The sequence below is a fragment of the Bradyrhizobium murdochi genome, assembly GCF_000472965.1.
GTDB lineage: Bacteria > Pseudomonadota > Alphaproteobacteria > Rhizobiales > Xanthobacteraceae > Bradyrhizobium > Bradyrhizobium murdochi.
The window spans coordinates 168,235-191,988 of sequence record NZ_AXAU01000009.1; the positions used below are offsets into that span (position 1 = coordinate 168,235).

At 58.7% G+C, this 23,754-nt stretch carries 25 protein-coding genes and 1 pseudogene; 14 read left to right on the forward strand and 12 right to left on the reverse strand.

Features of this window, described 5'->3' with window-relative positions:
- Window positions 1–89 precede the first annotated feature (89 nt).
- Genes YUO_RS0118855 through YUO_RS0118865 form a run of 3 tightly spaced genes read right to left on the reverse strand, consistent with a single transcriptional unit; the run spans window position 90 to window position 2,710 of the window.
- Window positions 90–1,100, reverse strand: a complete 1,011-nt coding sequence (locus YUO_RS0118855; RefSeq protein WP_028348694.1) for a transketolase family protein — start codon at window positions 1,098–1,100, stop codon at window positions 90–92.
- Window positions 1,097–1,942: a transketolase gene (locus tag YUO_RS0118860; RefSeq protein WP_028348695.1), complete on the reverse strand. Its 846-nt coding sequence runs from the start codon at window positions 1,940–1,942 to the stop codon at window positions 1,097–1,099. The genes YUO_RS0118855 and YUO_RS0118860 overlap by 4 nt, the downstream gene beginning before the upstream one ends.
- Before the next feature lie 18 nt (window positions 1,943–1,960).
- A complete protein-coding gene (locus YUO_RS0118865) occupies window positions 1,961–2,710 on the reverse strand; it encodes an SDR family NAD(P)-dependent oxidoreductase (RefSeq protein ID WP_028348696.1) in 750 nt (249 codons plus the stop codon).
- Between the two features lie 138 nt (window positions 2,711–2,848).
- Here YUO_RS0118865 and YUO_RS0118870 point away from each other — a divergent pair, with 138 nt between their 5' ends.
- The 3 genes and pseudogenes from YUO_RS0118870 to YUO_RS49275 form a co-directional block, all read left to right on the forward strand.
- Window positions 2,849–3,739 (forward strand): LysR substrate-binding domain-containing protein, encoded by an 891-nt coding sequence (locus YUO_RS0118870; protein WP_028348697.1) that lies wholly within the window; start codon window positions 2,849–2,851, stop codon window positions 3,737–3,739.
- Between the two features lie 479 nt (window positions 3,740–4,218).
- Window positions 4,219–4,536 carry a transposase gene (locus tag YUO_RS48670; protein WP_347335936.1) on the forward strand — a complete coding sequence of 106 codons (318 nt, stop codon included), beginning with the start codon at window positions 4,219–4,221 and terminating at the stop codon, window positions 4,534–4,536.
- Between the two features lie 662 nt (window positions 4,537–5,198).
- Window positions 5,199–5,408, forward strand: a pseudogene (locus tag YUO_RS49275) (IS5/IS1182 family transposase); the annotation flags it as partial.
- Between the two features lie 286 nt (window positions 5,409–5,694).
- Here YUO_RS49275 and YUO_RS46305 read toward each other — a convergent pair.
- The 4 genes from YUO_RS46305 to YUO_RS47775 form a co-directional block, all read right to left on the reverse strand.
- Window positions 5,695–5,838, reverse strand: coding sequence for a hypothetical protein (locus YUO_RS46305; protein WP_156908676.1), 144 nt, complete (start codon window positions 5,836–5,838; stop codon window positions 5,695–5,697).
- Window positions 5,772–6,083 carry an AbiU2 domain-containing protein gene (locus YUO_RS48940; protein WP_430649549.1) on the reverse strand — a complete coding sequence of 104 codons (312 nt, stop codon included), beginning with the start codon at window positions 6,081–6,083 and terminating at the stop codon, window positions 5,772–5,774. Before YUO_RS48940 ends, YUO_RS46305 begins: the two co-directional genes overlap by 67 nt.
- Window positions 6,084–8,099: 2,016 nt before the next feature.
- Complete coding sequence (locus tag YUO_RS0118925; protein ID WP_028348705.1) at window positions 8,100–8,789, reverse strand: IclR family transcriptional regulator; 690 nt, start codon at window positions 8,787–8,789, stop codon at window positions 8,100–8,102.
- 46 nt (window positions 8,790–8,835) lie between these two features.
- The gene (locus tag YUO_RS47775; RefSeq protein ID WP_235782762.1) at window positions 8,836–9,126 is read right to left on the reverse strand and encodes a hypothetical protein; all 291 of its coding nucleotides are present in this window, start codon (window positions 9,124–9,126) and stop codon (window positions 8,836–8,838) included.
- Here YUO_RS47775 and YUO_RS47780 point away from each other — a divergent pair.
- Complete coding sequence (locus YUO_RS47780; RefSeq protein WP_225672882.1) at window positions 9,064–9,210, forward strand: hypothetical protein; 147 nt, start codon at window positions 9,064–9,066, stop codon at window positions 9,208–9,210. The genes YUO_RS47775 and YUO_RS47780 overlap by 63 nt on opposite strands.
- A gap of 128 nt (window positions 9,211–9,338) precedes the next feature.
- Here the strand turns inward: YUO_RS47780 and YUO_RS47785 are convergent, their stop codons facing one another.
- Entirely contained in the window at window positions 9,339–9,542 is a 204-nt protein-coding gene (locus YUO_RS47785; RefSeq protein ID WP_235782751.1) for a hypothetical protein, read from the reverse strand.
- A gap of 32 nt (window positions 9,543–9,574) precedes the next feature.
- Here YUO_RS47785 and YUO_RS47790 point away from each other — a divergent pair, with 32 nt between their 5' ends.
- The 4 genes from YUO_RS47790 (at window position 9,575) to YUO_RS0118945 (ending at window position 12,160) form a co-directional block, all read left to right on the forward strand.
- Entirely contained in the window at window positions 9,575–9,718 is a 144-nt protein-coding gene (locus YUO_RS47790; RefSeq protein WP_235782752.1) for a hypothetical protein, read from the forward strand.
- A gap of 123 nt (window positions 9,719–9,841) precedes the next feature.
- Window positions 9,842–9,964, forward strand: a complete 123-nt coding sequence (locus YUO_RS48510) for a hypothetical protein (RefSeq protein WP_283806415.1) — start codon at window positions 9,842–9,844, stop codon at window positions 9,962–9,964.
- Between the two features lie 42 nt (window positions 9,965–10,006).
- On the forward strand, window positions 10,007–11,269 hold the full coding sequence (locus tag YUO_RS0118940; protein WP_028348707.1) for a CaiB/BaiF CoA transferase family protein: 1,263 nt from the start codon (window positions 10,007–10,009) through the stop codon (window positions 11,267–11,269).
- Window positions 11,270–11,332: 63 nt separating this feature from the next.
- Complete coding sequence (locus YUO_RS0118945) at window positions 11,333–12,160, forward strand: citryl-CoA lyase (protein WP_028348708.1); 828 nt, start codon at window positions 11,333–11,335, stop codon at window positions 12,158–12,160.
- An 824-nt stretch (window positions 12,161–12,984) separates the two neighbouring features.
- Here the strand turns inward: YUO_RS0118945 and YUO_RS0118950 are convergent.
- From YUO_RS0118950 to YUO_RS0118965, 4 genes are all read right to left on the reverse strand, one after another.
- A complete protein-coding gene (locus tag YUO_RS0118950) occupies window positions 12,985–13,569 on the reverse strand; it encodes an anthranilate synthase component II (protein WP_028348709.1) in 585 nt (194 codons plus the stop codon).
- Window positions 13,566–14,960, reverse strand: coding sequence for an aminodeoxychorismate synthase component I (gene pabB / locus YUO_RS0118955; protein ID WP_028348710.1), 1,395 nt, complete (start codon window positions 14,958–14,960; stop codon window positions 13,566–13,568). Before pabB ends, YUO_RS0118950 begins: the two co-directional genes overlap by 4 nt.
- A 102-nt stretch (window positions 14,961–15,062) precedes the next feature.
- On the reverse strand, window positions 15,063–15,422 hold the full coding sequence (locus YUO_RS0118960; protein WP_028348711.1) for a Dabb family protein: 360 nt from the start codon (window positions 15,420–15,422) through the stop codon (window positions 15,063–15,065).
- A gap of 173 nt (window positions 15,423–15,595) precedes the next feature.
- Window positions 15,596–16,231, reverse strand: coding sequence for a GntR family transcriptional regulator (locus YUO_RS0118965; RefSeq protein WP_156908677.1), 636 nt, complete (start codon window positions 16,229–16,231; stop codon window positions 15,596–15,598).
- Between the two features lie 312 nt (window positions 16,232–16,543).
- Between YUO_RS0118965 and bioB the strand changes: the two genes are divergently transcribed.
- The 6 genes from bioB to YUO_RS46310 all read left to right on the forward strand — a co-directional run bounded on the left by bioB (window position 16,544) and on the right by YUO_RS46310 (window position 22,340).
- Entirely contained in the window at window positions 16,544–17,539 is a 996-nt protein-coding gene (gene bioB / locus YUO_RS0118975; protein ID WP_028348713.1) for a biotin synthase BioB, read from the forward strand.
- A 54-nt stretch (window positions 17,540–17,593) separates the two neighbouring features.
- On the forward strand, window positions 17,594–17,947 hold the full coding sequence (panD, locus tag YUO_RS0118980; RefSeq protein WP_028348714.1) for an aspartate 1-decarboxylase: 354 nt from the start codon (window positions 17,594–17,596) through the stop codon (window positions 17,945–17,947).
- A 78-nt stretch (window positions 17,948–18,025) separates the two neighbouring features.
- Window positions 18,026–19,180 carry an 8-amino-7-oxononanoate synthase gene (locus tag YUO_RS0118985; RefSeq protein ID WP_028348715.1) on the forward strand — a complete coding sequence of 385 codons (1,155 nt, stop codon included), beginning with the start codon at window positions 18,026–18,028 and terminating at the stop codon, window positions 19,178–19,180.
- Window positions 19,177–19,809: a dethiobiotin synthase gene (bioD, locus tag YUO_RS0118990; protein WP_028348716.1), complete on the forward strand. Its 633-nt coding sequence runs from the start codon at window positions 19,177–19,179 to the stop codon at window positions 19,807–19,809. Before YUO_RS0118985 ends, bioD begins: the two co-directional genes overlap by 4 nt.
- Window positions 19,806–21,068, forward strand: coding sequence for an adenosylmethionine--8-amino-7-oxononanoate transaminase (locus YUO_RS0118995; RefSeq protein WP_028348717.1), 1,263 nt, complete (start codon window positions 19,806–19,808; stop codon window positions 21,066–21,068). The genes bioD and YUO_RS0118995 overlap by 4 nt, the downstream gene beginning before the upstream one ends.
- Before the next feature lie 1,071 nt (window positions 21,069–22,139).
- Window positions 22,140–22,340: a hypothetical protein gene (locus tag YUO_RS46310; protein WP_156908678.1), complete on the forward strand. Its 201-nt coding sequence runs from the start codon at window positions 22,140–22,142 to the stop codon at window positions 22,338–22,340.
- The last annotated feature ends 1,414 nt before the right edge of the window (window positions 22,341–23,754 follow it).

Genomic DNA, 23,754 nt, shown 5'->3' on the forward strand with positions numbered 1-23,754 from the left:
CGGCCGTCAGGGCAGTGGCCATTGTTCTCCGCGGCGATGCCGCGTAGGCGATGTTTCCTCAATCGAACTTGACGAATGGCGCTGCGTGCTTAGCGCAGCCACCCCTTGATCTGCCGTGCAACTTCGGCAGTAGAAATGCCGTAGCGATCATGCAGTGTAGGCAGTGCCCCGGCGGCAAGAAACTCGTCCGGCAATGCGATCTGGCGGAAAGCCGGATGGACGCCGGACCGCATCAACAATGCTGCAACCGCCTCTCCAAGGCCGCCGATGATCGTATGGTTCTCTGCGACGACGACGAGACGACCGGGCTTGCCGGCTTCGCGCAAGATCGCTTCGTGATCGAGCGGCTTGATGGTCGGTACATGCAGCACGGCCGCATCCACGCCGTCGCCGGCGAGTTCCTTTGCGGCTTCCAGCGCACGCATGGTCATGATCCCAGAGGAGATGATCAGGACTTCCTGACCGTCGCGAATGAGGGACGCCTTGCCGAGCTTGAACTGATAGTTGTACTCGTCCAGTACAAGCGGCACCTGACCACGCAAGAGCCGCATGTATACCGGCCCATGATGGGCCGCGATGGCCGGAACGATCTGTTCGATTTCAAGAGCGTCGCAGGGATCGATCACGGTCATGTTCGGCATTGCGCGGAAAAGGGCGAGGTCTTCCGCCGCCTGGTGGCTCGGGCCGTAACCGGAGGTGAGGCCGGGCAAGGCGCAGACGATCTTCACGTTGCGGTCTTCTTCCGCGATGGTCTGATGGATGAAATCGTACGCCCGGCGCGAAGCGAACACCGCATATGTCGTGGCAAAGGGCATGAAGCCTTCGGCCGCCATGCCTGAAGCTGCACCGTAAAGCAGCTGTTCCGCCATACCCATCTGATAGTAGCGATCGGGAAACTCCCTCGCGAAAATATGCAGATCAGTGTACTTGCCGAGGTCGGCGGTGAGTCCCACGACCTCGAGGCGGCTCCGCGCCAGCTCGACCAGTGCGTGACCGAACGGTGCAGGCTTCGTCTTTTGGCCCTCGGCCGCGATCGAGGCGATCATGGCAGAGGTGGTGAGCCGCGGTTTTCCGGGCGTAGCTGAGATTGCTGATTTCATGACCTGTCTTCCGCATCAAGTTCTGCCAACGCCAGCTTCCATTCGTGCGCCTCGACCCGAATGAAATGATTCTTCTCTCGCTGCTCCAGGAATGGAACTCCCTTTCCCATGAGGGTGTCAGCGACGATCACGCGCGGTTGCGGTTGGGGGTGCGAACTCGCCGCATCGAAGGCGGCCACGACGGCGTCGAGGTCATTGCCGTCAACCCGGCGTACGAACCAGCCAAAAGCCTCGAGCTTGTCGACCAGCGGCTCAAATCCCATCATTTGCTTCGAGGGGCCGTCGGCCTGCTGGTTGTTTACGTCGATGATCGCGATCAGATTGTCGAGCTTGTGGTGTGCAGCCGACATCATGGCTTCCCACTTCGAACCCTCGTCGAGTTCTCCGTCGGAGAACAGCGTGAAGACGCGGCTCTTGGAGCCCTTCCGCTTCAATCCGAGGCCCATGCCGACCGCGATACTCAGTCCGAGCCCCAGGGACCCGCCGGACATTTCCATGCCGGGCGTGTAGGAGGCCATGCCCGACATCGGAAGACGGCTTTCGTCGAAGCCGTACGTCTCGAGTTCGGTTTGGGGGATGATGCCGGCCTCGATCAGTGCGGCATAAAGGGCGATGGCGTAGTGGCCGTTGGAAAGAAGGAAACGGTCGCGATCTTCCCAGGTGGGCTCCTCGGGCCGGTAGCGCATCGCGTGAAAGTATGCGACCGCCAACACGTCGGAGATGTCGAGCGCCTGCGCGATGTAACCCTGGCCTTGAACTTCACCCATGCGCAGGGCGTTTCGGCGAATGTTGCGCGCGCGCTGCGGAAGGGTCGGCGCGTTGACAAGCGTATTTGTGGACATCCTTCTCTCCATCGCCCCCTAGTGAATGAGCATCCCGCCGTTGACGTCGATCACGGCGCCGGTGACGTAGGACGAAAGGTCCGAAGCGAGGAACGTGTAGATTCCCGCGACGTCCTTCGCTTCCCCGAGCCTTCCGAGCGGAATGCCTTCCAGGATCTTTGCCCGCATATCTTCTGTGAGCTTGCCGGACGTGATGTCGGTGCCGATCAATCCCGGCGTGACGCAGTTGACGCGAATTCCATCGGGACCGAATTCCCGCGCCATCGCCTTGGCAAGCCCAAGAACGCCCGCCTTCGCGGCCGAGTAGTGTGGACCACCGAAAATGCCGCCGCCGCGCTGGGCTGATACCGACGACATGCACGCAATCGATCCGGCCTTTCGCTTCTGCATGTGTGGAATCACCGCCTGAGAGAGGAACAGTATGCCCTTGAGGTTGACGTCCTGGATCCGATCCCAGTCGCCCGGCTTGATGTCGAGGAATTTGACCGGCTGGGTAATGCCGGCGTTGTTGATCAAGATGTCGATCTGACCGAAGGCGCCGGCAACGGTTTCGACTGCCTTCAGGCAAGAAGCCTGGTCGGCGACGTCACACGCAACACCGATATGAGCGTCGCCAAGGTCTTGTGCGGCGGCTTGGGCAGCGGGCCCATCGATATCGAGGATGGCTACCCGAGCTCCCTCTTCGACAAACCGTCTGGCCGTCGCGAGGCCAATGCCGCGGGGCGAAGCCGCACCTGTAATGATGGCTGTTTTGCCGCGAAGCAGCATTCGATCCTCCCTTTGTCTATTCTTCCAGGCGCTGCGGTAGGCAGCCGGACCTCTTGATCCCATTCCTAGGTCCGAGGCGCTTCAGGGACAAACGCGCTGTTGTCTTGCATATGTGAATCTGGTTCACTCATGGGCATGTTGCTGTCAAGTATCCCGATCTCGGCCATCCGAGCCTTCGAAGCGGCTGCGCGCACTGGCTCGTTCAGCGACGCGGCAGACGAATTGCATTTGACGCCGAGCGCAGTCAGCCATGCTATCCGCAAGCTGGAAAGCACGATGAGCACCACTCTATTCGAGCGAAGTGCCCGTTCCGTCCGTCTAACGCCCGCGGGCGAAAACCTGATGCGTCACGCGGGCGCGGCTTTTGACAATCTGCGACGCGGCATCGAAGAGGTTGCCGGTCGCGGGCCGCAGCTCCTGAGGGTGCACTGTGCGCCAAGTTTCGCAGCGCAATGGCTGGCTCCGCGCCTGACCAAATTTCTGGCTGCCGAACCGAAACGGGAGGTTCGTCTCGCCGCCAACACCGAGTACGCCCGCTTCACGAACGACGATTTCGATCTGGACATCATCTACGGTTCGCCTCGCGGCGAGGGTCTCGAAGCGATCCCACTTGGTGAGGAGACCGTCACCCCGCTGTGCGTTCCTCAGATCGCAAAGAGAATTCGCCAGCCAAAGGATCTGTTGAGCCAGGTGCTGATCCGCTCGGACGTTAAGCAGGTTCAGTGGCATCAATGGTTCACCGCGAACGGACTTGAAGCCCCAGCGATCCACGGAATGCGATTCGACCGCAGCTTCCTCGCCATAGCTATGGCATGTGGCGGCGTTGGCGTGACTTTGGAATCAACTCGCTTGGCCGAGCGCGAAATGGAATCGGGGCGCCTGATCGCGCCGCTGGCCGGTCGCTCCACCGACATCCGCTATGTCGGCCATCATCTCGTCTTCCCTCGCGCGGGCCGTCAGCGTCGCGCCCTGCGAACCTTCGTGGAATGGATCACGTCTGAACTCGCGCAGGCCGATAAGAAGGCGTAGTGCAAGGCCGGCCACTGGCCCACGTCAATGCCGGCGCAAAGCTTTGGCGGACATGGCGTCGAGCTGAGGTCGACTTCTGACCCTGGCTGTGTAAAAACGCAATAAGTCGAAACGCGACGAGAATGACATTCTTCAGATCGATTTCTAAGTTGAATGCGCTTGCGAATCGAAGGCCTAATGCGGCCTTGGACGAACAAACTCTTCTATAACCATTGAGCGTCTTCGGTTTTTCACACAGCCAAGACCCTTAGCGGACAAAGGGGAGGGGCTGAGGTCCGCTAATGCCCCTGGCTGTGTGAAAAGTCACGAGTCGGTTACGATTCTCCCGTTTCTTGATGGGGGATAGGGATGGGACGCTTCGTTGAAGGCGCGGACAGATCCCAGCTGACGCTCTTGCCGGTATGTCTGGAGGATTGGATAAGCGAGGTCAACGCGGTCCATGTGATCGATGTGTTGTCGAGGCGCTCGACCTGCATGGAATGGGATTTGAGCGTGTGATCGCCAAGGAGACGGGTCGGCCCTACTATCATCCGGCAGTCCTTCTGAAGCTTTATATCTACGGTTATCTCAATCGGGTGGAATCCAGTCGCCGTCTGGAACGTGAGGCGTGCCGCAATGTCGAGGTGATGTGGTTGATCGGCCGCCTGGCTCCCGATCACAAGACAATCGCCGATTTCCGGAAGGACAATGGCGCGGCGATCCGGAAGGTTTGTGCGAAGTTCGTTCCCTATGCCGGCAAATGGGCCTGTTGCAGACCCCAAGCGTCGCGATCGACGGCAGCAAGTTCAAGGCGGTGAACAACCGCGACCGCAACTTCACGCATGCCAAGATGGCGAGGCGAATGGCGCAGATCGAGGAAAGCGTCGGTCGATATCTGCGTCAACTCGATAGCGCCGATCGACAGGAGCCATCGGAAGCGATCAGCATCAAGACGACGAGGATCAAGGAAAAGATCGCTCGGCTGAAGCAGGAGATGAGCCGCTCGGAAGTGCTTGACGCGCAGATGCGCAACACGCCGGATCAACAGATATCGCACCGATCCGGATGCCCGTTCGATGGCCACCAGCGGACGCGGATCGGGCGTCGTCGGCTACAATGTCGAGGCCGCCTTCGACACCGAACACCATTTGATTGTTACGCACGAGTTCATAAACGTCGGCAACGACCGTGGGCAGCTTGCGCGGATGTTGAAGCAAGCCAAAGAAGTGCTCGAAGTAGACAAACTCGACGCGGTCGCCGACCGTGGCTACTTCGACGGAGAGGAGGTATTAGCCTGCGAAGAGGCTGGCGTTGCAGTCACCTTGCCCAAGCCCATGACGTCGAACGCCAAGGCGGAGGGCCGGTTCGGCAAACAGGACTTCGCCTATCTGCCTGATGAGGACGTCTACCGCTGCCCGGCCGGCCAGCTGCTGCCCTATCGTTACACCAATGTCGAGCATGGGATGACGCTGCGCCGTTACTGGTCGACGGCGGCATGCCAAGGCTGCGCAATCAAGAGCCAATGTACGCGTCCAAGGAGCGCCGCATCACGCGTTGGGAGCATGAGCATGTGGTTGAGGAGGTCCCGAGACGGCTCGATGCCAATCCCGACGCCATGCGGAAGCGACGTGAGACGGTCGAGCATCCCTTCGGCACGATCAAAGCTCGTATGGGCGCGAGCCACTTCCCGATGAAGCGCTTACGGAACGTTGCCGCCGAAATGGCGTTGCATGTCCTTGCCTATAACATCACCCGGGCGATGAACATCGTCGGCAAACCAAGCCTGATTGCTGCCATACGCGCCACCTGAACGCCGGAAAGTGCGTCCAAAAGCGCGGCAACACGTGCCTATAATCACCTGGGCCGTTACTGGACGATCGGACGCGAAAACATCGGTCGGCCTGCCACGATTGTCGACCACGGCCGCTTCCGAGGTATCCGTTTCCACACAACCAAGCCCCATAGCTGACCTACCCTTAATCCTGAATTTTTTTCAGCATCATCTCGGCGTCAGCTCGTACCGCCGCCGCTCGAATTTCAAATGGCGATCCGTTCACATTCTCATTGATGAGCGAGACGAACTCCTTAGGTCCTCCCAGAATTGATGCCATTGCGGCCACGTCGCCGCTCCTATCGGTTCACCGGCCATTATAGTTTCAAGGTCTGCGTGAGCCGTCAGTTTGTTTCGTGCATTTTTAATGCGTTCCCGATGTTCTTCCAAACTCGCTTGGAGTCCGGTGAGACGCTGATGCAGACGCTCAAACCTGCTCAACAGATTTGTGAAGAACCCAATGGTGAGGTTTCTACTATCGAACTTGTCGATCCAAGGATCAGTGACGCGGCAGGTTGGCGGCGTCGAGGCAATTGGCTGACGAGTTCGACGTTAGTCTCACGGCAACCCTTGTGAAGATGACCGCGTTGAACCACTTTCCCATGATCGTAGCTTGCCACAACAAGCGCGAGCGCGTCTGGTACAAGGCGTCGCCGATGATTCAGCAATGGTGGCGCCCGGTCCGGAAACTGGACGATTAGACCTTCGCCGCCGACATGCTGCTTCGAGGCGCTGACGAACAGAATTTTCCTCGGAAGAACCCGCCTGATGCGTGGTTCGATTTCAAGGGATGCGATCGGTACGAAGTGGAAGAGCAGTCGTTCCTACTGCCGGACGAGGAAATCCTAACGGTGCTCACGCTGCCCCGGCAGGTGATCGCTTAGTGCGCTTACAAACTGCCCCGAGTCGGCCTCCGGAACAGACAGATTCGACCAACGTGGCTATCGAGAACCTCGAAAAGACCCCCCTCGGCTCTTTCGCGGGCGGACTGACATTGCTGAATTCTGGGCGAAACAGTTGAATTGTATCAGCGATCTACAAAATCGAGTCACTCTTAAAGTTTCAAATCGCGTCACTCTGATTCGAAAATCGAGTCACTCTTACGAGGTCCGCACAACCTAAACCGCAAGGGCGATCCCGGCAGGACTCGAACCTGGAATGAGACCGCTATGAAAGGCGGGGTCTAACTATTCAAACGCGCGAGAGACATTTGCGGTCGCCCTCGTCGCAAGCGCCCGTTATTTGGACTTTCGTCGCTCCAGCTGTTGTGTCGCGGCTTCCTTCATTACATCCCACACGGCGCGGTCGTCCTCAAAGCGGCCTGCTTTATCGCCTTTGTGATTTGTGCCGACATCATCGTCAGGAACTGCCTGCTATTACCGAGCGGAGTCCTCCTCCGTCTTTTCGGCGACTTTCTCTTTTCAACCATGCCGCTCCCGTTGTGACCGGTTTTAGCCCCGGAACTTCCCATGCATGGTGAGTCGCCAACGTCATCGGCGGCTCGGACCTGATCTTCTTCCCCGATTCAGCTTACTGTCGATCGCCGCTTTGTAGAACTTGCGCGCGGCGTGTTTTGGTTGGCCGAACGTCGGTGGTTTGCGCATCGCCCTTTGGCGCAACAACGCTGATTTGATGACGAAGATCCCGGGCGCAACGTCGCCCTTTGGCAGATCGCGCGATTTCACTTCAGTTACGAACGACCAGCGCGATTTGGCTCAAGGCGCTGACTCAGCTGACGGCACTGGAGTTCGCCGCGCGTTCGATTTGGTTGATCAATCGGGCGGACTCAGCAGGCAGGGCAAGGCCTCTACGGCGTCATCATCACCCTCAGCTCCTCGCGATGGGCACCACCACCATCATGGCAATGGGAAGACGACACTCAGAGGACCCGCCGCGCGGACGGGACAGTTCGTGGCTGGGACGGTCGGCACAAGACGCGCAGCGGGCAGCTGCATGTGCTTCGAATAAGGGAGCCAGTGTTCCGGCTAGCCGGTCTCAAGGACGAAGTCGGCACTGACCTACGGCTCTGCTTTCGAGGGCGAAGCGGAAATGTTGTCCTTGATCTGAGACGCACCGATTTTGAGGCTGACCTTCGCCTGGTCCAGAAGTGCCGACAGGAACATCCCGATCAGAGGAAACTTCGGAATCTGGCGAGTTCCGTGATGTGATCGGCTAACAAGATTTCCGTTACGAGCGGAGGCTGTGGCGCTGTGTGGATCTCGTAAAGATGACGTGTGACCTCAGGCTTCGTCATAAACTCTCGTATGCAGTCGTCCAGCGTGCCTTCCGCCAGCAGATAGGTGCTTCTGTCTGCACGACGTTCGTTGTTTATGGACGGCCATTTGCGAAGCATGGCGGGCGCATCGAATCGCATGTGAATGTCATTCGCCTCCATCATCTCTGTTGTCGATCGTTCAACGTGGCTGCTCCGCCTCTGAACAGTCGGGAACTGCCTGATTGCCTCATGCTGCGCCATAAGACATTGCTAGCCATGACCGAAGCCGCGTCTGCTTCTTTACAAAATGGCCGCAAAGCGGACGCCCTCAATGATTAGCATTCGCTTGCGGGCAGTAACCCCGCTAAGGCCTTGGCTTCCGATTTGAGAGCATCGATTGCCGACTTGCGGGCTACAGCATCGAAGCGCGTCTTGATCGCTGATAGCGAAAGGGCGCCCCTCAGTTTGCCGTGTACGTCCATCAACGGCACGGCTGCCGCGGCGACCTCCGGATCCCGCTCTCCGATCGAAACATAAAAGCCTCTATCGCGGATCTTCTTCCCTTCTACGTTCGTTGGCTCGCGGTATGCAGTGAGAATTCGACCGGCGGCGCCGCAATCAATCGGCAATCGCTGGCCTTCTTCGAGGTGGTGTCGAACTGAACGTGGAGAATTGACGCGGTAAAGACAGATGCGTTCGTCGCCATCTGCAACATAAAAGGATGCAGTTTCTCCCGTTGCCTCAACCAGACGCCGAAGGGATGGCCGGATGACTTCGCCAAGATCCAGACCGCGCTGATAGAGCGCCCCAAGACGCCACAATTCCGGTCCCGGTCGAAACAACCGGTCCGCGCCGCGGACGAGAAAGCCATCAGCTTCCAAGGAAGAGGCCAATCGGAGCACTGTGCTCTTGTAGAGGTCTGTCATTTCCGCAATCTGCGTCAGCGTCATCGCAGACTGCTCCGCGTCGAAACTTTTCAGGATCGCGAGCGCTCTCCTTACCGCGTCAACTCCTATCTTGCTCATCTCTGCTCCAGGTTCTGAAGAGTAGAACCATCATAAAATTGAGGTATTAGAGGCCATCAAGTAGGGAGGATGTTGGTTCTGTACGCCAGAACAGATTGACTTTTTTCACACGCAGGACTATGGGTGCACATAACAGAACGAGTTCTGAAATGCGAGACAATGGAAGGCCACCAACGCTGGCCGTTGACTTGCGCGAGGTGATGATCCGCTTCGGCGCATTCATCGCAGCCAAAAGCATGAACTTCCAGGTACGCGACGCGAGTTCGTTGCGGTCGTGGGCCCAACCGGTTGCGGCAAGTCCACCATCCTGAACACTGTCACAGGTCTCTTCAAACACTCGTCGGAGACGTTCAGATCTTCCGCAAGCCGCTCACGGGACTCAATGATCGGTCCGGCTACATGCTCCAACAGGCGGGCCTAATGCCGTGGAAGATCGCGCAGGACAACATTGGGCTCCGGCTCGTTCTTCAGGGCAAGTCAGTCGAGGAGGCGTGCGCCGAGGCTCGGTTCGGCCCGACGGGGTTTGAGCAGCGTTATCCGCATCAGCTATCAGGACGGCAACGCAAGTGCGCGGCGATGCAGACGCTCATCACGGAGCCGAGAATTGTTCTTCTGGACGAGACCTTCTCGGCGCTCGACGTTCACACGCGCCGGTTGATGCACCGCATCCTGCTTGATCTCTGGCAGGCCGAGCGCCGCTCCTTGATCTTCATCACCCATGATCTCGATGAGGCGATCACGCTGGCTGACCAAGTCGGCGTGACGTCCGCGGGGACTGCAAGCGGGTGGTCGGCGAGGTCAGGATCTCGCTGCCTGATCGCCGGGACGTCTCCGCGCTGCAGACCACGGACGAGTTCGTCGCGCTCTATCGCGAAATCTGGTCGCCGCCTGGCGCTGAAGTGGAGAAGAGCTATGCCGCCCGGAACTAAGCTCGTTGTCACGCAAGTCGCCATATTTGTTGATCTTGTCCCGATCTCGGAGCTCGGGGTGCGATCAGGCCTCATCGACGCCTTGTTTCCGGCGCCGTCGACCCTCGTCGGCAGGATGAGGAAGTGGACGTCGACGCCGGATTTCCGGGGCGATGTTGGCATAACGCTGGTCGAGACGATCCTGTCGACTTCAGCCAAAACTTCACCAATCGCTTCGCCGAGCTTGCGGCCCAGCAACTGAAGTAGCAACCGCAGCGGCCGAAGATACCGCAAAGAAGGCTTCGTCGGATGTCCCTGCCGCTCACCGGTATCCGTGTCCTCGACCTTTCGAACGTATTGGCAGGCCCGTTCTGCGGCTACCATCTCGCGCGCCTCGGCTCGGAGGTTATCAAGATCGAAAACTCCAATGGAGGCGATCTCGCGCGGCGCCTTGGCGCAGATCCGCAAAGGGCAGAGCGCCTTCAGGGGCTCTCGTTCGTCGCCGTGAACGCCGGTAAGCAGTCGGTGGCGCTCGATCTGAAGTCTGAAGCGGGCAGAGAAGTGTTTTTCAGGCTGGTGTCCAAGGCCGACGTCCTTCTCGAAAACTTCCGGCCCAAGGTCATGGAGCGGCTTGGTCTCGGTTTTGACGCGTTGTGCAAGCGCAACCCGCGGCTCATCTATTGTGCGATCTCAGGCTTTGGGCAAAACGGTCCTTGGTCCGCCCGCCCGGCCTACGACCAGATCGTCCAGGGCCTTTCCGGCGCGATGAGTATAACCGGTGATGCAGCCACGGCTCCGCTGCGGGCCGGCTTCCCGATCTCTGACACCATCGCCGGGCTAACGGCCGCCTTTGCCATCTCCGCCGCCCTCGTCGAGCAGCAGCAAATGGGCAGGGGCCGGTTCATCGACGTGTCGCTGCTCGAGGCGACAATCGCAGCCATGGGATGGGTGGTTTCCAATCACCTGAACGGCGGAGTCGAGCCGCGGCCGATGGGGAACGAGAATTTCACGGCCGCACCCTCCGGCACGTTCCGCACGGCGACCGGCCCGCTGAATATAGCCGCTAACGAGCAGAAACAGTACCGGACCCTTTGCGATCTGATCGGCCGGCCGGATCTGAAGACAGATCCGCGCTTCGCTAAGCGCGAAGCACGTAAAATGAACCGCGGGGCGCTTAGCGATGAGTTGAATGCGGCCTTGAGCTGCAGGCCTGCGGAGGAGTGGGAGGCACTGTTGAATGCCGTCGGCGTTCCCGCTGGCTGTGTGCTGACCGTTCCGCAAGTTTTGCGCGAGCCGCAGTTGCTGGAGCGCGGCTTTGTCGAGACGCTTGCGCTCGACAGGGCTGGCGAACCACCATTACGCATTACGCGCCCTGGTTTTCGGTTGGATGAGGCGTTTCCTGTCCCCGCACTCCCTCCGTCGCTCGGTGCGGACACAGAGCGATGGCTGGCTCGGCTCGGTTATACCTATCCGGAAATTGAGCACCTGATCGCAAGCGGTGCCGCCGGAACTGCACGTCAAGGAGGAGCGGATTCTCCGCGGGTCCGCCCGGCGACGGATGGAGCAGCGTGACGGGCAGGTAGTTGCGCCAAGCAAGCTTCGGCCGGACATAGCCTGACGAGATTGGAGAACAGAATGAGCGAAACGCAGCTGCGAGAGCAGGCCGCCCATTGGTGGCGGACCTCCATATGCGACATTGCGCCCGGGCGGATCGCCTATCGCGGATACACGATCGAGGAATTGATTGATCAGATTTCCTTCCCCGCAATGATCTGGTTGATGCTGCGCGGCGAGTTACCCACAACGGCGCAGGAGCGGCTGTTGCAGGCTGCACTGGTTGCATCAGTGGATCATGGCCCGCATGCACCTTCTATCGCCATCGCGCAGATGGCTGTCAGTTGTGGGCTGCCGCTCAATGGCGCGATGGCTTCCGCGATCAACACGCTCGGCGACCTGCATGGCGGAGCGGGGGAGCAGGCGATCGAGCTCTACGACGAGGTCCTACGACGGAGCGAGACCAAGGATATGGATGAGGCTGCCGCTGAGGCAATCGATCATTTCACCACCACGCGAAGCAAATATCTGCCCGGCTTCGGTCACCGGTTTCATCCCGTCGACCCGCGCGCTGACCCGCTGCTCGCACTAGTCGATGCCGCGGTCAGTGATGCTGCCGTCAGCGGTCGCTACGCCAGCGCTGCGCGCGCGATCGAGCGCGTCATGCGCGAGCGCAAAGGCAAGCTCATCCCGATGAACGTCGATGGAGCCACTGCAGTCATCTACGCGGAGCTGGGCTTTGCTCCACCCCTAGCCCGCGGCATCTTCTGCTTGTCACGCGCGGTAGGCATCCTGGCGCATGCATGGGAGCAGACCGGACGCAAGGACCGCAATAAAGGGCCAATGCCCAAGCAGTTCGCCTACAAATATCAGGGGCAGCCAAAGCGCAGCCTGAAGGAAGCGCCATGATCTACCTTGAGGGACTGCCCCAACTCATCCAAACCGGCGCCTTTCAGCCGTGCCGCCAAATTTCGCCGGCCCGGAGTCCGCTCCGATTGGACGGACGTCAACCGTGGAGGCAAGCCCGGCTGACTGCTTCATCGAGGAGCTGTCGTTCGATGCGTCTGGAAATCTTCATCTTGTCGATGTTCCCTTGGCCGCATCTTCAGCATTGCACCCGATAGCTTCTGATCCTTGATCATCGAATCGAGGTTGGCCGAATGGGTTGAAGATTGCGCTGATGGCCACATTCTGGTCGCCGACTACATGAATGGGCTCATGCGAGCTTAATGCTAGTCGCGGCATAATGCATTACTCGGTCACCTGTATTCCGAGTCGTTCATGGGCGCAACGGCCTGTGTATCGCCTCAATCGTCGACATCTACTTTAACGATCAAGGTTACGAAGACTATGACTAAGATCTTATCGTCTGAATCGGTGAGCCGCTCAAAAAGGTTGTGATCCAGGCTGAGCGCATCGCAGCGCAGGGACCGATATTAAGCTGAAAAACGTTCGCCCTGCGACTTGGCGGGGTTGCGCGAGCCAACGCCGCGCCGCGGGCCACTGGTCACTAACGTCCGTAACACCCGCGCACTGGCGCATCTGGCTCAAGGCGCAGAGCCGCCGCTTAGTGCCCGGCAAAGCTTCGCCGGGTGATCGCGGCACGGATTTGATCTAATTTGATGCCATTACCTGCCCTAAGGCATCTGCTTAGTATCTATCAGACTCGTAGAAGGTGACGATTCGCTTCCGTGCGTTGAGCTGGCAAGTGTGCGACACGCTCTCCGATATGCTCACGATTGGCAAGTCTCTGCGAGTCGCAAGAAGTTCATCAGTAGCACCTGCCCTTGTTGGGTAAGTATCGATTCCGGGTGGAACTGTACGCCATAGGTCGGGTGGGAGCGATGTGCGAGGGCCATGATCTCGCCCTCATCCGAACGCGCTGTTACCGTTAGTTGCAGTGCGCATGACTCATCGAGCTCAACAACAAGAGAATGGTAGCGGCCAACGCAAAGTGGGGAGGGGAGGTCCTTGAACAGTCCGCGGCCGTCATGGGTGACGTATGAGGACCGGCCGTGCATCGGACGACGGGCACGCGCGACGCGTCCGCCGAACACGCTCCCAATACACTGATGTCCGAGGCAGATGCCGAGAATTGGGAGATGACCTGACAGCTCGCGGATTACGGTTGTCGACAGTCCGGCCTCCATTGGCGTGCAGGGACCGGGGGAGAGGACCAGGGCGTGCGGCTTGAGGCAGGCAAGATCGCTGACGCTGACGACGTCATTCCGGATCACTGCCGTTGCGGCACCCAGCTGGCGAAAATAGCGGGCAATGTTGAAGACAAAGGAGTCGTAGTTGTCGATGATGACAATCAAGATGCACCAGGTGTGTCAGCACGAAACGCGTCAAATATGCGCTGCGCCTTGGCGAGCGTCTCCTCGTATTCGGCCTCTGGATCCGACATGGCCGTGATCCCGCTCCCTGCATGAAATAGAGCCAAGTCATCGTCGATCGTGACCGTGCGGATCGCGATATTTGTATCCATGTGCCCGTTGAAGCCGATAAAGCCGATCGCCCCGCAATAGACCTCTCGCGCCAACCGCTCGATCTCTGCAATGATCTCCATCGATCGCACCTTGGGCGCCCCGGTGATGGAGCCGCCGGGAAAGCAAGCTCGCAATAAGCTGACGGCGTCTTCATCTACGGCAAGTTCACCCGTCACGGTGGACACGAGGTGGTGCACTGAGGCATAGGATTCCAGGGCACACAGCGCTGGAACCTCGACCGAGTGCGGCGTGCAAACGCGTGACAGATCGTTGCGCAGGAGGTCGACGATCATGGTGTTCTCGGCACGGTCCTTTTCGGACGCGAGGAGGAGTTCAGCGCGGCGCCGGTCGTCTTCGGAATCAGCGGAGCGCGCGATCGTGCCCTTGATCGGCCGCGTTTCGACCTGCCGTCCATCAAGCTTGAGGAATCGTTCCGGCGAGCTCGAGGCAATGGTCAGCTTGCCGTACCGCAGGAGGGCTGCAAAGGGAGCCGGGTTCAATGACCGCAACTGGCAATAGAAGGCCAGCGGATCAAATGAGCTCGATAAGCGGGCGCTGAAGCGCTGCGCAATGTTCGCTTGGAAGACGTCGCCAGCCAGAATCAAATCGATGACGCGCTGCACCGCCGCAATGTAGCCCTCACGGCTGAAGTTAGAATGCCATGCGCCCGCTGTGGCGGGGAAGTCATTCCGCGGCGTCCTTGGGCGGTCGAGCAGCGCTGCAAACTCATCGGCCCGACGACGTGCACGCTCGCGCCGTCGTGCGGGATCCTGCTCCGGCCATCCGGTCGAGACGATCCAGCATCTGTCGTCACGGTGGTCGAAGCTGATGACCACGTCATAGAAATGCAGGATAGATTGCGGCAACCTCTGACCGGAGATTGCCGGCGCGGGCAGTCGCTCCAGTGTCCTGTTCAGATCATAAGCAAAGAAGCCGGCCGCACCGCCCTGGAACGGCGGCAGATCAGGACGATGCTCTTCTGGGTACCTCGCGAGCAGGGTGCGAAGAGCTCGCCACGGATCGCCCGCGAGAGCCTCTGTGTTGTAACTCGCCTGTCCGTCCGTGACCGTATAGGTGCTGAACGGCTCGCAGCTCAGATAGGAATAGCGCCCAAGCAGCTCATGCGTTGCCGCGCTGTCGAGAAACGTCAGGTGCGCTCGATGCGCGAGACAGCGCATCGCGGTGACAGGCTCAATCCACCGCAGTTCGCGGACGTGCATCGCCTTGTCAGTCACCGACAACGGGCGTGCTGGTGGGACGCGCTGCGATTGCGAATCCCACCCTCGTCTGGCACCCACAAGCTTTTGAGACCGATTGCCAGATTAACCCCCGCCAGTTGACCCGAAGCGCTCACTAACTTCGCTTATCGCTGCCGTCGAGGCGAACCGCGCATCGGCTGATACATTATAGTCGGCCGCGAACCGCAGCTCCCGAAGGGGTCGTACCCGCCTGATCGATTCCTGATACAGATCATGCGCTTTGTACGCCGCCAGCTCCGTCTCGTTGTCGAACTCACCATACACCACCACGTCGATCTCGTTACCGAGCTGGTCGGTCTTGCAATTGCGCGCAATCTCGAGCCGACGTGCATGCGGGATTGTGGTGAGAACCGATAGGCCTTCGATGATTTGCTCGATATGGGCCTGATCCTTGGCGCTGAACAAGACGATGTGACGAATCATGGGTGGCCTTAAGGAGTGATGTCGCAAGGAGGTCGCTTTACTATCTTGGGACCGAGCCCGCTGCAACGGGGCCGCAGCCGCAAGCCGCGTCGCGCGGCAAAAAGGTCGGAGGTTTGGCGCTCTTGCGCTTTGCCCCGGGGTTTGCAACGGACCTCGCCAGATCTCGTTCGCGGTCATGACGAGGGAAGGGCAAGGCGCTCAATGGTTTGAATGTGGCGCGCGAGCAGACTACAGGCTTGATCGACGTTGCGCGCCCGCAGGGCTTGCAAAATCAGGCGGTGATCCTGATTGGACCGCGGTCGCCAGCCGCTACTGCGCGCCATCGCGAACACGAGTCGTGAATTTGCAAGCTGTAGTCCGTCAAGGCTCGCGAGCAGGCGCGGCATCGCGCAGGGCGCCACCAGCGCGTGGTGAAAAGCGCGGTTGGCCATTTCAAACTCCTGAATGGTCTGGGCGGCGTCTCCTTCAATCAGAGCGAGCTCGATCCGTGCCAAATGGCTAGAGGTGAGCTTTGGCGCCGCATTGCGCAACGCGACCACTTCGAGCGCGGCGCGCATCTCGGCGATCTCCTTCACGGAATTGATATTAAGTGGGGCAACTCGCACACCGCGACGGGGCACGGCGACGACAAGATGTTGGGCCTGAAGTTGCCGAAAGGCCTCGCGCACCGGGACGTGGCTCGAATTGAATTCTCGCGCAATATGGTCCTGCCGGAGTGGGGCGTCCGGCTGCAGCTCGCCGCTGATGATGCGCTCGCCGATTGCCTCTGCGATGCGCCCCGCGGTCGTCGTATTCTCGTCGTCAGTCATTATAGATTATCTATCATAAACGTTTGCACTCGGGAAGCAGGCGAGTGCCCGGCCATGCGCAATGGCCAGGCGTCAAAATCTAAGAGGTGCCCTCATTTTGCGGCATTTCTCCAAACTTTGGCTGATTTCGCGGTCTTTACGCGCCAACACACTTTACACCATTGCGTTGAGCGCTAATTGGGGCGCCTGCACGCCGCTCCAAGAGTTCTTGAAGGTCATCTCCTGAACGTCCAAGTACTGTTGCCGTGAGCAGTTGTCATAGATTATAGCTTCCATTATCTACGGTAATCGCTGATGGGAAAGCAAATCTTAATGGTTGGTGGAGCGGGAGCGCAACGGAACGAAGGCGGCAACAACGCGCCGGTTCGCAGTAACTGGGAGCGCGCCGAGGCCGAAGCACTTTATGGCCTGCCGTTTGCCGACCTGATGTTTCGGGCGCAGAGCGTTCATCGCGAGAACTTCGATCCAAATCACGTCGAAACCGCAAGCCTGCTCAGCATCAAGACCGGCGGCTGTCCCGAAGACTGCGGCTACTGCGCCCAGAGCGCGTATTATGACACTGGCCTGAAAGCCAGCCGCCTCAAGGCTCGCGCCGATGTGGTCGCCACCGCCCAGCGCGCCAAGGAGGCCGGCGCGAGCCGCTTCTGCATGGCCGCCGCCTGGCGCAGTCCAAAAGACCGTGATCTCGATCAGGTCTGCGAGATGGTTAGCGCGGTCAAGGCTCTAGGCATGGAGACCTGCGTCACGCTTGGCATGCTGACGTTGAGGCAGGCCGCGCGGCTCGCTGAGGCCGGGCTCGACTTCTACAATCACAACGTCGACACCTCGCCGGAGTTCTACGGCAGAGTCATCACCACTCGCACCTTGCAAGACCGCATCGACACACTGGCGCAGGTGCGCAAGGCCGGCATCAAGGTGTGCAGCGGCGGCATCATCGGCATGGGCGAGCGTGTCGAGGACCGACTCGGCATGCTTGTGCTGCTCGCCAATCTCCAAAAGCATCCGGAAAGCGTGCCGATCAACCTCTGGAACGAGGTCAAGGGAGTACCGGTCTACGCCACCGCCGAGCGCCCCGATCCGATCACGCACGTGCGCCTGGTGGCGACGGCCCGGATCATGATGCCCAAGAGCGTGGTGCGGTTGTCCGCCGGACGGCAATACATGACCGATGAACTACAGGCGCTGTGTTTTTTGGCCGGCGCGAATTCAATCTTCATTGGCGATGTGCTGTTGACCACCGAAAACCCGAAAGCCGACCGGGATGCCAATTTGCTGAACCGGCTCGGTATCACGTCCGGGCTTGCCTGAGTAAAGCAGACCAGCGGCGAGCACCCCCCGCGGAAACTTCAGTCTAGGTGAACAATGCAGATTACTTTGATGAAAGGTAAAATCCATCGCGCGTCGGTAACCGAAGCCGATCTACACTACGACGGCTCGATATCGATCGATCGTACGCTGCTGGATGCGGCGGGATTTTTGATAAACGAACGCGTTGAAATCTATAATATCGAAACCGGAGCACGCTTTGCTACTTATGTGATCGAGGCGCCCAAGGGCTCTGGCACGATAAGCCTCAACGGTGCGGCCGCTCGAATCGCGATGCCCGGAGAGAAAATCATCATCGTTGCATATGCCTCCTTCGATGAGGCGGAAGCGAAAGTCTTCAGACCACGCGTTGTTCTGGTTGATCAAGAAAATCGGATCTTACCAGGTTGAAAACATGAAGGCCGATGGATGAAGCCTTCTTGGCTGCCAATGGAATATCTGCGCGTAAATGCGACGTGGGAGTGAAGGATGAGCTCGACCCATGCGGCCAAAATGAGAAATTTTGCCACGGCCCTGCATGCCTTAAAAGAGGACGACCGGCTGCGCTGCCTCAAGCCGCGCGCTGGCGTCGACTTTTCTTCGAACGATTATCTTGCGCTGGCGAGCGCGCCTCGTATGAAAATGGCCGTCGTGGCCGCGCTCGAAGCCGGCACCCCAGTAGGAGCCGGCGGCTCGCGGCTCTTACGCGGCAATTGCGAGGAACACGAAAGTCTGGAAGCAGATGCAGCTCAGTTCTTTGGGGCGAAGACGGCCCTTTTCTTTAGCGGCGGCTACTTTGCAAATTTTGCCGTCCTGACAACGCTGCCGCAGCGGGGCGATCTGCTCGTTCTCGATTCTCTTGTGCACGCGAGCATTCATGAAGGCGCGCGCGCTGGCCGGGCGCAGTTTCGGATAAGCGATCACAACGACGCCCAGTCGGTCGAAGACAAAATTCGTGACTGGCGGGTCAAGGGCGGAACGGGCCGGGTCTGGATCGTGGCCGAAAGTCTCTACAGCATGGATGGCGATTTCGCACCACTTAAAGATTTGGTCGCGATCGCGGACCGGCACGACGCCTTCCTGATCGTGGATGAGGCCCATGCCACAGGCGTCTACGGCAGGCAGGGACGGGGGCTCACCGCGCCGTACGAGGGGAGCGAAAATCTCCTGGTTGTTCATACCTGCGGCAAGGCGCTGGGCGCTGCCGGTGCGCTCGTCACTTGCACACGCGTGCTGCGTGACTTCTTGGTCAATCGTTGTCGCCCGTTTATCTTCGCCACCGCTCCCCCACCGTTGATGGCTGTCGCCGTGCGGGAAGCACTCTCAATTCTGCAGGAGGAACCTGAGCGTCAGCAGCGTTTGGCCAAGCTGGTCGCCTTCACGCATCGGGAGATTCGTTTGCGCGGTCTGCGCAGTCCTTCGGACTCGCAGATCGTGCCCTACATCATTGGCGACAACGCCCATACGATGCGGCTCGCCTCTTTACTGCAGGCGCGCGGCTTCGACATACGTGGAATCCGGCCGCCAACCGTGCCGGCGGGAACGGCACGATTGCGAATTTCACTCACGCTTAACGTCAGGGAAGGTGATGTATCCGAGATGCTTGATGCGTTTGTCGAAGAGACGTGGGGCGATTCGCGATGACTCAGCGGATCGTGGTGACAGGCACAGATACCGGGATTGGGAAATCGGTCTTTTCCGCAGGGCTCGCCAATCTCCTCGGCGCAAACTATTGGAAACCGATTCAGGCCGGCCTTGAAGGAGAGACTGATAGCGAGCTCGTGGCGCGGCTGGGCAGTCTCTCACCCGATCGCATCGTGCCGGAGCTTTACCGGCTTCGAACGCCCGCTTCGCCCCATTACTCAGCCGAAATCGACGGAGTTCGCATCGACGCAGATGCGATTGATGTGCCGGACAGCGGGGAGCGCCCGCTCGTGATCGAGGGCGCCGGCGGGCTAATGGTCCCGCTGAGTGGCGGCACACTTTTTGTCGACGTCTTCGAGCGCTGGCGGCTTCCCGTGGTGCTTTGCGCAAGCACGCGACTTGGCACCATCAATCACGCGCTGCTGTCGATAGAGGCTCTGCGAAAGCGCCAGATCAGCATTCTCGGAATTGCATTCATTGGCGAACGAAATTTTGAGCCGGAGAGGGCAATTTGCGAAATTGGACGCGTGCGTTGGTTGGGGCGATTGCCTTGGCTTTCTCCTCTCACGGCAAACGCGCTGCAGGCGGTCTTCAAAGACTCGTTTGTCCCTTGGGACTTCAAACCATGATCAAGACGAAGTCGCCGATCTGGCATCCTTTCACGCAGCACGCGCTTCAGGATGAAATGATCAAGATCGTGCGTGGTGACGGCGCTTATCTCCACACCGCGGACGGTCGCCGTATCATAGATGCAATCTCATCTTGGTGGGTCGTGACCCATGGTCATTGCCATCCACATATCGTGCGCGCGATTCAGAAGCAGGCAGGCAAGCTCAACCAGATGATCTTCGCCGGCTACACCCATGATCCAGCTGAAGAGGTTGCTGCGCTAGTTTTGAAACTCGCGCCTCGCGGCCTCGACCATGTCTTCTTTTCCGACAGTGGCTCAGCCAGTGTGGAAGTAGCTTTAAAAATGGCACTCGGTTATTGGCATAACATCGGCAAGCAGCGAATACGCATTGTCGTGATGCAACATTCCTATCACGGCGACACGGTTGGGGCCATGTCGGTAGGTGCTAGAAGCGTGTTCAACGCGGCGTACGGGCCCCTTCTATTCGAGGTTACCTCAATCCCGTTCCCCGCGAGAGGTCGTGAGCAGGTGACGCTTGATGCGCTCGAGTCCGTTTGTCGAAACGAAATTCCGGCCGCCTTTATTGTGGAGCCTCTGGTATTGGGTGCGGGCGGAATGCTGATGTACCCAGCCTGGGTGCTAAAAGAGATGAAGCGAATCTGCGAAGCATCCGAGGTTCTGTTCATAGCCGATGAGGTCATGACGGGCTGGGGCCGTACCGGAACCTTATTCGCCTGCGAGCAGGCCAATGTGACGCCCGATATTGCCTGCTATTCGAAGGGCCTCACGGGAGGAGCGCTTCCGCTCGCGGTAACAATCTGCCGCGCGGATATTTTTGATGCGCATTATTCGAAGGACCGTACACGTACGTTCTTTCATTCGAGTTCATATACCGCCAATCCAATTGCCTGCGCCGCCGCAAAGGCCAACCTGGATCTCTGGCAAAGTCAGGAACCTCGCCAGCTCGTGGCGTCGGTTGCCGCCATGCAAGAGCGGGCCATTGAGCCATTCCGCGCCGACCCGCGCTTTGCAAACGTCCGTCGGGCGGGCACCATCACAGCACTCGATCTGCAAACGAGCGATGCCGGCTATCTCGCTAGCACCGGACCGAAGCTTCAGGCCTTCTTTAAAAACCGAAATCTGTTGCTGCGTCCGCTCGGCAATACGATCTATGTGATGCCGCCTTACTGCGTCACGGCGACAGATCTTGACCAAATCTATGCCGCCATCAGGGATTCTGCTGATGCGGTGGCTTGAGGATGCGCTTGGTGCGTGTAGCCACTAGGAGCTTTTGACCGTTTCGGCGCTTGGCCGATCGTTATCTAGCTGAATATCAATCTACAGCAAGCTTTAGAACCGATCTGAGAGAGTGTTGCTGATACACCAGATACCAAACGCACCTGTAGATGGCGTGAATTCTGCTAGTGTTGCTGGTAGCGCTCCCACAGGGTGTACGGCAGCGCGACCCAAAGACTCTCCCCATGAGGAAAGCGCGGCTGAGAAGTTCTTATTCGATGGTCCGCGGTCAAAACGTCTCCGCACGTTCTTGTGAGGAACGCGAACACCTCGGCTCCCCAAGGCAGCCGCAATATCTACATCTTACCCAGCCCACAGTGACCATGCATTTCGAGCAGCAGAACGTAAATATCGGATTGCCGCCCTTTGACAGCGCAAAAGGATGAGGCGGCAGTCACGAGATCGGGCGAGCGCTGCCACACGCCCCCTCAATTCGGGTAGTTGAAATTCGTCGAAGGAAGTCGTTCGATCGCAGGATTTAACCGCCGACGCGACGCTCATTGCATTAATCAAGACGAATACATTCGTTACAAATTGGAAATCTCAGCGAAGCACTCCGATTGAGCGGTCGCTTCACCAAAGCGGCGCACATCAGGGTCAAACTCTTGCGCCCAGTGCCCGTACGCTACCGGGAGACTTGGCATCGCCGACGCGGCATTTCACGTGCGGGCGTCGTGCTGAGGCGAAGAAAGTGCAGGGGCTATCCACCTAACTCCGACAGGAGGCGAAATGCGCAACACCTCCCATATTTCCTACCACGGTCCAGTGAGGTGCTGTGCGATATGCGGCGGAAAGTTCGGGCTGATCCGCTACTACTGCTGGCGAACGGCCCTTTGTTCCATGAAATGCGTCGACCGCTTCAAGGCGCGGCGGGAGGCCGACCACAAATGGCTTCGCTGGTTGCGAGCGGCTTAATACGTGGCACCGAGACGCCGCGGGAGACGGGCTCGAGGCAGAAGCGCATTAGCGGAGTTGAAAAAGTTGTCATTAGAATTCGGTGTGACGCGTTAAAGAGTAGCATGGAAGTATCAAGTGACAGAGATGTCAGCAACAATCATCGACTTTACGGCTTACAGGATGAACAAGCGTGCTGCGGCTGACCTGTCGCGCGACGAAATTTGGTTGACCGCGCCGTATCCAGCGGTCGCATCCTTCTATTTCTTCTGGCCGTTTCTGGCCTGGATTCCGTTTGGTTTGCCGGATCCGTCAGTCTCGGAACAGGAGCCTTCGTGAGCAGTCTTCGGACGCGGCGCAGGGAACTAGCGACCGGGATGGATGCGCGACTGTTAACTTTGTGCGTAGGTCACCAATTTTGGAGACGAGATCGTTCTTGCCACCATTGACGGTTTTCTCTCGACTTCCATAGGACGCACTGACTGCAGGGATACGAGACAAGCGATCGATCGAGATCTAAAATAAGTCACAGTTAAGAGCAGCCTCCTTGAACGTGTCGCGATTCCAGTGCTGCAGCGGTGGATGGTGGAGGGACGTCGTGTCGCCTGGGCCACCGCGTACGACATTATACGGCACGCATGGCCGATACCATCGTCGAAGTATGGTCGGAGATAGTCGGCAACGTCGGCCTGGGATTCGGCAAGACAGCGTCTGTCAGCATGGCCTAGGGAATTATCACTTAGATGCGGCTGCCGCCCAGACAGGCAGACCCATGCCTTGCTTCTGGCGGAACGCCGGACCATCTCGGTCTCACCCCCGGAGCGTTAATGTCATGCGTATATCCGAGGTGCAGGGAATGAAAGCCGACCAAACGACTGAGTGTGTGTGCTAAGATATACGTAGACTTGCACTGAATAGGTGTTTTCGTGGATGAGCAGTTTTTAAAGGACCGGGCCCAGATCATTCGCGATCTAGCGGACAAAGCAGACCCTTTCACTAGAAAAAGGCTGCTTGACCTAGCGGAACGGTATGACAGACGTATGAGACCGACGGTCTCAGATGACAAAGCGCGGCGAAACTAATTGGTCGTGGAAGTGTTCCGACCGATCTGGCGGCTCACCATTGATTGCACGTGGCCGATTTCGTGGTCGACATACATGAGCGACGCTCTGGAGTCCGCCTAAAGAGACCCGACCGCACCTTTTCTTGCAGAGCCGCTCGCGCCTGAAGACGCGGAGGCGGCTTATTACATTACGAGGACGTCAATCGCCGGTCTTGCGGAGGCGTCCTCTTCTCGAAATTAGGATGGGTGACCGTACGCCGTCATCTACGAACAACTGTTCGCCGAGGCTAATGACCCTGTATCTGCGCGAGAACCTACTCGCACCATGCGTTTTTGCGTTCAAAGCTCATTAAATCCTGCAAATCGATCTCTTGCCGGATGCAGAAAAAAAGGCCGCGCGAACGGTACGCGCGGCCAAGTCAGGGAGGAAACGCCCCAAGGGGCCGCTGAAGGAGCATCGAGATGAGTAGATCGATCACTCACCGAGAACTCCAAGCTTGTGAGAGCATCAGTGTCACGAGATGCTTTTTTATTCGTCTCTAGTCGCGCGAAGTGATCGAATACTTGAGTTCTTGCGCGGTTTGGCGGTAATTTTTGTGCATGTCTCGCATGTTTTGTGCAAAGATGATCAGCTGGACGCAGCGTTCAGCTCGACGTATCAGTCGGTCTACTGCGATAAGCCCGGATACC

Bases quoted from the DNA above. Each gene is read 5' to 3' on its own strand.
- YUO_RS0118985 (WP_028348715.1), top strand. From the start codon at position 18,026: ATGAGCTCGACCCATGCGGCCAAAATGAGAAATTTTGCCACGGCCCTG.
- pabB (WP_028348710.1), bottom strand. From the start codon at position 14,960: ATGCACGTCCGCGAACTGCGGTGGATTGAGCCTGTCACCGCGATGCGC.
- YUO_RS48670 (WP_347335936.1), top strand. From the start codon at position 4,219: ATGGGATTTGAGCGTGTGATCGCCAAGGAGACGGGTCGGCCCTACTAT.
- YUO_RS0118855 (WP_028348694.1), bottom strand. From the start codon at position 1,100: ATGAAATCAGCAATCTCAGCTACGCCCGGAAAACCGCGGCTCACCACC.
- YUO_RS0118995 (WP_028348717.1), top strand. From the start codon at position 19,806: ATGATCAAGACGAAGTCGCCGATCTGGCATCCTTTCACGCAGCACGCG.
- YUO_RS0118965 (WP_156908677.1), bottom strand. From the start codon at position 16,231: ATGACTGACGACGAGAATACGACGACCGCGGGGCGCATCGCAGAGGCA.
- YUO_RS0118860 (WP_028348695.1), bottom strand. From the start codon at position 1,942: ATGTCCACAAATACGCTTGTCAACGCGCCGACCCTTCCGCAGCGCGCG.
- YUO_RS0118925 (WP_028348705.1), bottom strand. From the start codon at position 8,789: ATGAGCAAGATAGGAGTTGACGCGGTAAGGAGAGCGCTCGCGATCCTG.
- YUO_RS0118940 (WP_028348707.1), top strand. From the start codon at position 10,007: ATGTCCCTGCCGCTCACCGGTATCCGTGTCCTCGACCTTTCGAACGTA.
- YUO_RS0118960 (WP_028348711.1), bottom strand. From the start codon at position 15,422: ATGATTCGTCACATCGTCTTGTTCAGCGCCAAGGATCAGGCCCATATC.
- bioB (WP_028348713.1), top strand. From the start codon at position 16,544: ATGGTTGGTGGAGCGGGAGCGCAACGGAACGAAGGCGGCAACAACGCG.
- bioD (WP_028348716.1), top strand. From the start codon at position 19,177: ATGACTCAGCGGATCGTGGTGACAGGCACAGATACCGGGATTGGGAAA.
- panD (WP_028348714.1), top strand. From the start codon at position 17,594: ATGCAGATTACTTTGATGAAAGGTAAAATCCATCGCGCGTCGGTAACC.
- YUO_RS0118865 (WP_028348696.1), bottom strand. From the start codon at position 2,710: ATGCTGCTTCGCGGCAAAACAGCCATCATTACAGGTGCGGCTTCGCCC.
- YUO_RS0118945 (WP_028348708.1), top strand. From the start codon at position 11,333: ATGAGCGAAACGCAGCTGCGAGAGCAGGCCGCCCATTGGTGGCGGACC.